A 6,413-nucleotide genomic window follows, 5' to 3' on the forward strand; every position below is an offset into this window, starting at 1 on the left:
GCTCGAGTACCCCGAAGGGCCTTTCCGCTCGACTTGCATGTGTTAAGCACGCCGCCAGCGTTCGTCCTGAGCCAGGATCAAACTCTCCAAACAATGCTTGAAAAGAAGATCTCCAGCTGAAACATAATGTTCAACCAAAGGAATCCGTCAAATAGACGGGGTTGTGCATCATGCACTGGCTTTTAGCACACTGTTGAGTTCTCAAGAAACGCACACGAACACCCGAGGAACACGATCATGGTGTGGTCCTGCCCTCAGGGGCGTCATCGTCCAACTTGTGAAGCTTTTGTCTCTGCTATGTCCGATATTTTTGCAGTTCGTTTAGATCTTGTCAAACCGCCCCAACTTCGAACCCTTGACTCTAACCCGATCTGACTGCAGAAATTCCGACCACCCCGAATCCGGGGCAACCCCTCTAACTTACCAGACCATCATCCGCTTGGCGAACAACTACCAGATCGGGCTTGTCATCGGGGGTGTCGGCTCGGCCGAGTCAGCCCACGACTCACCCGCGGAAACGAGGAGGTGGATTGCGCCGGGCCGTACCGACTCCAGAAGACTAACAGTTCCGCCGAGTGCTCACGCCGCAAACCGCAGGCGAGCGCCTGACAACCATCCAGGTCACTCGCGCATCTAAGTAGCACCGGTCGATCGGTCGGCCCAGCACGGAGGAGTGAACAAGCCGATGTCAAGCCAACCGCAATCGTCCCGGGATACGAATCAAGATGCGGGAGTCACCGCCGGCGCCAACCTGACGCCCGGTCTCCTGTCGTGGAGGTGGCCATCATGACGCAGCGGTCCGAGTTCGACGACATCCGCGCACACATCACGGCCGAGGGCACGCACGCGGGCGATCTTCTTCGGATTGCGCGCGAGTTGCTGGACGACCTTGAGCAGGTTCGCATGCGGGAAGCGACCTTGCGTACCTACTATCTCGCGCTGCTCACCGCCAGCCGGGCGAGTGTGGCCGCGCAGGCGGCGGGCTCGGATGAGCCCCTGCTCTTCGTGATGCACGAGTTGGCCAAGCACGGCCAGTTGCCCACGGGCGAGGAGGTGTCGCGGATCCTGTCCGACGCGACCGCGGCCCAGGCCATGCTCTCCGCCATGGGTCAGACCCCGCCGCCGCCCCGGCGGACGGGCCCCAGCAGCAGCCGGTTGCGCCGTTGCGTGGGAATGAGCCGCTCGCTGCCGCACTGAGCGCGGTTCCTCCCGCACCTGACGCTGTGACGGCCGTTCGGCCGTCATGGCGGGGAGGCTCCTCTCATGGCCTATTCGGCGCTTGACTAAGCGGACCACGGTCCATATCGTTTCATCGGAAACCGGACCACAGTCCAATTAGGAAGGTCTTTCATGAGCAGGTTGCTGCACATCTCCGCATCGCCGCGGGGGTCCGCTTCACACTCGCGTGGCATCGCCGACGCGTTCCTGGCCGAGTATCAGGACAGCCATCCCGACGTCCAGGTCGACCACTACGACCTCTGGGACGGGACATTGCCCCCGTTCGGCCCGGCCGCGGCGAGCGCCAAGATGACCGTCTTCAGCGGCGGAACGCCCGTAGGCGAGGAGGAAGCGGCCTGGGAGGCCGCGGTCGCGACCTTCAAGCGTTTCGACGCGTACGACAGGTATCTGTTCAGCGTCCCCATGTGGAACGGGGGCGTGCCGTACATCCTCAAGCAGCTGATCGATGTGGTCAGCCAGCCGGGCATGGTCTTCGGCATCGACGGCGAACGGGGATACGTCCCCCTGCTCACCGGGAAGCGGGCGGCCGTGATCTATACGAGTGCCGTGTGGGCTCCCGGGCTCGGGATCGAATGGGGTCAGAACGCGCAGTCGCCCTACTTCGAGGGCTGGCTGCGCTGGGCGGGAATCAGCGACATCCAGGACATCCGCTTTCACCCGGCACTGTGGGGCGACTACCCGGCCGAACTGAAGAAAGCCGCGGAAGCGGCCCGCGAAGTCGCCAGGACCTTCTAGCGCACATGCTGGACGCACACAAACGAAGAAAGGCCCGGAGGTTTCTCCGGACCTTTCTTATTGGTAGCGGGGACAGGATTTGAACCTGCGACCTCTGGGTTATGAGCCCAGCGAGCTACCGAACTGCTCCACCCCGCGTCGTTGTGTAGCTCAAGACTATCCGGGCCCTCACACCAAAGCAAATCAGCCGCGTGACATGTCTGATTACCCGGCGAAACCCGGCACCCAGCGGATCACTTCCTCCTTGAACCGCGCTGTGGTGCCAAGCTGGCACAACACCCCGATTCCGGCCGCGTGCACCCGGTGAATCAGCACGTACGACGCCGGCAGATTCAGCTGCCGGACCACATTGGTGGGGCGCAGGTCCGCCACGCTGGCGGCCTGCGCCTGTAGCCATTCCCGGCTGAAAGTGAACTCCTCCACCTGAGTCGGTTCAATGTAGGGCGCGAGAAACCCGCGCAGCGCCTCCACGTCCACCGTGATGTGCGGAAGGATGAATCCTTCGTCCCGGAGCCCTTGGACCACGGTCGTCATGTCACCCTGGTTGAAGATCCGGGTAAGTCGCCCGAATACCGGCGGATAACCGTCCGGCAGGTGGTTGACCGCGCCGAAGTCGAGCACGCCCAGGCGGCCGTCGTCGAGCACGCGGAAGTTGCCCGGATGGGGATCCGCGTGCAGCATCCCCACCCGCGCGGGTGACGCGAATAGAAAGCGCACCAGCAGCAGCCCGGCGCGGTCCCGCTGTTCCTGGGTGCCCTCGGTGATTATTTTTGACAGCGGTGTGCCGTCCATCCACTCGGTCACCAGGATCTGCTCGTTGGCCGCGATCACGTCGGGCACGGAGAAATCCGGGTCGTCCTTGAACTCCAGGGCGAACGCGTGCTGCGCCTCCGCCTCCTTGAAGTAGTCGAGCTCCTCCCCCACCCGCTCCTTGAGCTCGCCGAGCACGGCCTTGATGTCCAGCCCGGGCAGCAGCACCCCGAACAGCTTGCCCAGCCGGGCCAGCTGGTTGAAGTCCGACATGAGCGCCCTGCCCGCGCCCGGATACTGGATCTTCACCGCGACCTGGCGCCCGTCGTGCCAGACGGCCCGGTGCACCTGCCCGATCGACGCCGCCGCGGTGGGCCGATCATCGAACTCCAGGAAGTTCTCCCGCCAGTCGTCGCCGAGCTGCTCGGTCAGCACCTTGTGCACGACCGCCGCCGGCAGGGGCGGCGCCGCGTCCTGGAGCCGGGTGAGGGTCGCCCGGTACGGCCCGGCGATCTCGGGCGGCAGCGCCGCCTCGAAGATCGACAGCGCCTGACCGAGTTTCATCGCGCCGCCCTTGAGCTCGCCGAGGATCTTGAATATCTGCTCGGCGGTCCGCTGCTGGATCTCCTGAGCGACGATCTCCGCGGACATGCCGCCAATCCGTTTGCCCAGCCCCAGTGCGGTGCGCCCGGCGAACCCGAGCGGCAGGGCCGCCAGCTTCGCCGAGCGCGTCACGGCGTTGCGCGGTAGGTCAGTCACGCGACCATTGTTAGCGCAGCCTGGGGGTTTCGACTACAAGAGCACCGTGGATGCGGCTGCCAGGACCGCTGCCGCCAGCGTCGATCAGGCAAAATATCTACTGTGCCATTACTCACAGCGGGCCTTCCGCCGTCGAGGAAAGCAAGCGCATGACCGGCGGCCAAGCTCGCCACCAGGGCGGACAGCACGGTGTCGCAGGCCGCCTCGCCGCCGGGGCGGATCCTGAGCGCGGGCCAGCCGGGGTCGCGGTCGCCACGGGTGAGGTCCAGGCAGTCCAGGCACGCGGTCTCGCCGGGCAGCACGAGCGGGCCGACGCCGCCGCAGCCCTCCTGGCAGGTCACCAGCAGGTGCGGCAGGCCGCGCTCGGCCAGGTCCCGGATCAGGAGGGGATCCAGGGGTTCCATGGGGGCCAGCACGACCAGATCCGGGCCCTGGGCGCCGTCGCCGAGGCCGGAGGCTGTCCTTCCCGGCCAGGCGTTCACGCTCGGCGTCTGGGCGCGGGCCAGTGCGACGGCGCCGTCTTCCCGGGGTGACCCGACCTGGGCCCAGCCCAGTCCGCCGGGGACGACATCGTCATTGCGCGCGGTACCCGGATCCACCACACAAAGGTGTCCGATTCCGGCCGCCGCCAGCAATATCGCGATCTGAGTGCCGACGCGGCCCGCGCCGTAGATCCGCACCTGGGTGTCGCGACGTCGGGCCAATGCTCCGATTCCGCCGTCCATGCCAGAAAAGGAGAGGGTGGCGAGGTCAGGCCGGAGGCGTTCGCGTTCGGCTGTGGTGAGGGTGGCGTCCGGCCGTACGGACGCGTCGTCGAGCAGGCCGCGAACCGCCAGGAGCTTGATCGTTTCCGTCACGGTGCCCGGGTCCAGTTCGCTGGTGGCGATGACCTGGTCCAGCGTTCTGGTGCCGTCCAGCGCTTCGATCAGCCGCCGTACCGGCGGTTCGACGTCGGCGAGGACGACCGCGCGGGCCGGATGTGAGCCGAATTGCAGGGTGCGCGGATCTCGCGCCCGCATCCGCAGGATCGGCTTCAGTCGCGGGCGGGCAGGCCACCCCGGATGTGCGTCACGCAGTCCCATAGGCGCGTGACCCTGCCATACTTCTTGCTTCTGGCGAGCGCCGATTTTCCGCTCTGTGGATAACCCTAGAGGTCAGCGGGGCTGTTTAACATCAGGGAAACGCTGATTGACCAGGGAGAACGTGGTGCACCCCCTGTGGAATTCCGCGCGTGTCGGATACCTTGCATATGTGCCCCCCGAGACAGTCGAGGTTCGTCGGAGCGCACGACGGCGGCGAACCGTTTCCGCATATCGCGATGGTGACAAGACCATCGTGCTGCTACCCGCTGGTCTGAGCACGACCGATGAAGAGCAGTGGGTCAGGCGCATGCTCGATCGCCTTGCGGCCAAGGAACAGCGAAAACGGCCCAGCGACGACGACCTCCTGGATCGCGCCCGCGAACTGTCGGCCCGTTACCTGGACGGCAGGGCCGAGCCCGCGAGCGTGCGCTGGGTGGAGAACCAGCTGCACCGCTGGGGCTCCTGCACGCCGGACCATGGCACGATCCGCCTGTCGGCCCGGTTGCGCGGCATGCCCGCCTGGGTGGTCGACTATGTGATCATGCACGAGCTTACACACCTGCTGGTGCCCAGCCATGGCCCCCGCTTCTGGGCGCTGGTGGAACGCTACCCCAAGGCCGAGCGGGCGCGCGGGTTCCTTGAGGGATTCTCCATGGCAGCCAGTGGATCAGCGGAGGAATGTTGACCGATCGTATCGCGGCGGTTCTCGTCACCCCCGAGCAGGGTGGCGCGGCGCCGCCGGGCGTGGATCGTGCCGCGTTCCTGCTCGCTCTGGCCGAGGACACCTACGAGATCGTGGCCGGGCTGGAACTCGTCCGGCCGGTGATCCTGTCGGCGGGCGTCGCCGGGCTTGAGGAGATCGCCTGGCCGGGGACGCCGGTGATCGCGATCGGCTCGCCGGAGAAGGCGTTCGCCGCGCTGCCCCCGGCCGACGAGGCCGTGGTGGTCAGCGCGGACGCGCCGGACCTGCCGCCGCTGCTGATCGGCAAGCTGTTCCGGGAGCTGGGCCGGGCCGAGATCGCGGTCTGCCCGGCCGAGAACGGCGGCGCGGTCGCGATCGCGGCCCGCCTGCCCTTCCCCGGCTGGGCGACGCCCGAGTTCGACCGTCCCGACGTGGTCGCGCACCTGCGCGGTCAGGCTCCCGGCCCGCGCCGGGTCGCGACCGGGCCCGGCTGGCACCGGCTGCGCACTCCCGCCGACATCGCCCGCCTGGATCCGGGCCTGGAAGGCTGGGACAACACCCGGGACCTGCTCAGCTGAGTGAGGCGGGCAGCCGCAGGTCGGTGAACAGGGCCCGATGGTCGGTGTCCCGGATGGTGTGCGCGTCCACCGCGAGCACCTGGACCCGGGGGTCGACCAGCACGTGGTCGATCGTGATCATCGGGGGTGTCGACCAGTTGGCGGGCCAGGTCGGGACCAGTCCCGCGCCGACGGCCTCGGCCGCGTCCACGTAGCCCTTGCCGAGCACCTGGCGGAACTCCGGGTGGTCGAGCGTGGCGTTGAAGTCCCCCGCCATGATCCGGATCGCGTCGCCGCCGGCGGCGGGCATCGACGCCATGCCGGCCCGCCACTGCTTCGTGCCCTGTTTCACCGGGTTGACGGGGTGCACGGCGGCGATGTCCACGGGCGGAGCCCCCGGTATGAGCAGCCGCGCGTAGGGCATCACATGTCCCCGGCCGGGTGCGAAGTCGGGCAGGACGGTCAGCGGAAAGCGGGAGTACAGGCCGCCTCCCGTGGCCGCGGGCCGGGGCATCAGATGCGTGTACGGCAGGATCTGCTCCAGTCCTTCCCGCTCCAGCGCGTTCACCGCCCATGGAGTCAGCTCCTGCACGCTGAGCACGTCCGGCC

Annotated in this window: 7 protein-coding genes, 1 tRNA gene and 1 rRNA gene; 4 read left to right on the forward strand and 5 right to left on the reverse strand. The window is 67.1% G+C overall.

Annotated elements, in window-relative coordinates; translation table 11 throughout:
- Positions 1-93: ribosomal RNA gene (locus tag Aple_RS46010) — 16S ribosomal RNA — on the reverse strand; the annotation flags it as partial.
- A gap of 693 nt (positions 94-786) precedes the next feature.
- On the opposite strand from Aple_RS46010, the gene Aple_RS46015 reads away from it, so the two are divergent.
- Both Aple_RS46015 and Aple_RS46020 read left to right on the forward strand, forming a co-directional pair.
- Positions 787-1,197: a hypothetical protein gene (locus Aple_RS46015; RefSeq protein ID WP_155351123.1), complete on the forward strand. Its 411-nt coding sequence runs from the start codon at positions 787-789 to the stop codon at positions 1,195-1,197.
- Between the two features lie 153 nt (positions 1,198-1,350).
- Positions 1,351-1,974: an FMN-dependent NADH-azoreductase gene (locus Aple_RS46020; RefSeq protein ID WP_155351124.1), complete on the forward strand. Its 624-nt coding sequence runs from the start codon at positions 1,351-1,353 to the stop codon at positions 1,972-1,974.
- Positions 1,975-2,035: 61 nt separating this feature from the next.
- Here the strand turns inward: Aple_RS46020 and Aple_RS46025 are convergent.
- The 3 genes from Aple_RS46025 to Aple_RS46035 all read right to left on the reverse strand — a co-directional run bounded on the left by Aple_RS46025 (position 2,036) and on the right by Aple_RS46035 (position 4,565).
- Positions 2,036-2,112 (reverse strand) — tRNA-Met (locus Aple_RS46025).
- A gap of 66 nt (positions 2,113-2,178) precedes the next feature.
- A complete protein-coding gene (locus tag Aple_RS46030) occupies positions 2,179-3,483 on the reverse strand; it encodes an ABC1 kinase family protein (RefSeq protein WP_155351125.1) in 1,305 nt (434 codons plus the stop codon).
- On the reverse strand, positions 3,480-4,565 hold the full coding sequence (locus Aple_RS46035) for a ThiF family adenylyltransferase (RefSeq protein WP_155351126.1): 1,086 nt from the start codon (positions 4,563-4,565) through the stop codon (positions 3,480-3,482). Before Aple_RS46035 ends, Aple_RS46030 begins: the two co-directional genes overlap by 4 nt.
- Before the next feature lie 169 nt (positions 4,566-4,734).
- Here Aple_RS46035 and Aple_RS46040 point away from each other — a divergent pair, with 169 nt between their 5' ends.
- On the forward strand, positions 4,735-5,250 hold the full coding sequence (locus tag Aple_RS46040) for a M48 metallopeptidase family protein (RefSeq protein WP_155351127.1): 516 nt from the start codon (positions 4,735-4,737) through the stop codon (positions 5,248-5,250).
- Positions 5,244-5,825: a glycosyltransferase family protein gene (locus Aple_RS46045; RefSeq protein ID WP_155351128.1), complete on the forward strand. Its 582-nt coding sequence runs from the start codon at positions 5,244-5,246 to the stop codon at positions 5,823-5,825. Before Aple_RS46040 ends, Aple_RS46045 begins: the two co-directional genes overlap by 7 nt.
- Here the strand turns inward: Aple_RS46045 and Aple_RS46050 are convergent.
- Positions 5,818-6,413, reverse strand: a 596-nt coding sequence (locus Aple_RS46050; RefSeq protein ID WP_170322003.1) for an endonuclease/exonuclease/phosphatase family protein, incomplete at its 5' end; no start/stop codon positions are given. The genes Aple_RS46045 and Aple_RS46050 overlap by 8 nt on opposite strands.

Source organism: Acrocarpospora pleiomorpha (assembly GCF_009687885.1).
Taxonomy (GTDB): domain Bacteria; phylum Actinomycetota; class Actinomycetes; order Streptosporangiales; family Streptosporangiaceae; genus Acrocarpospora; species Acrocarpospora pleiomorpha.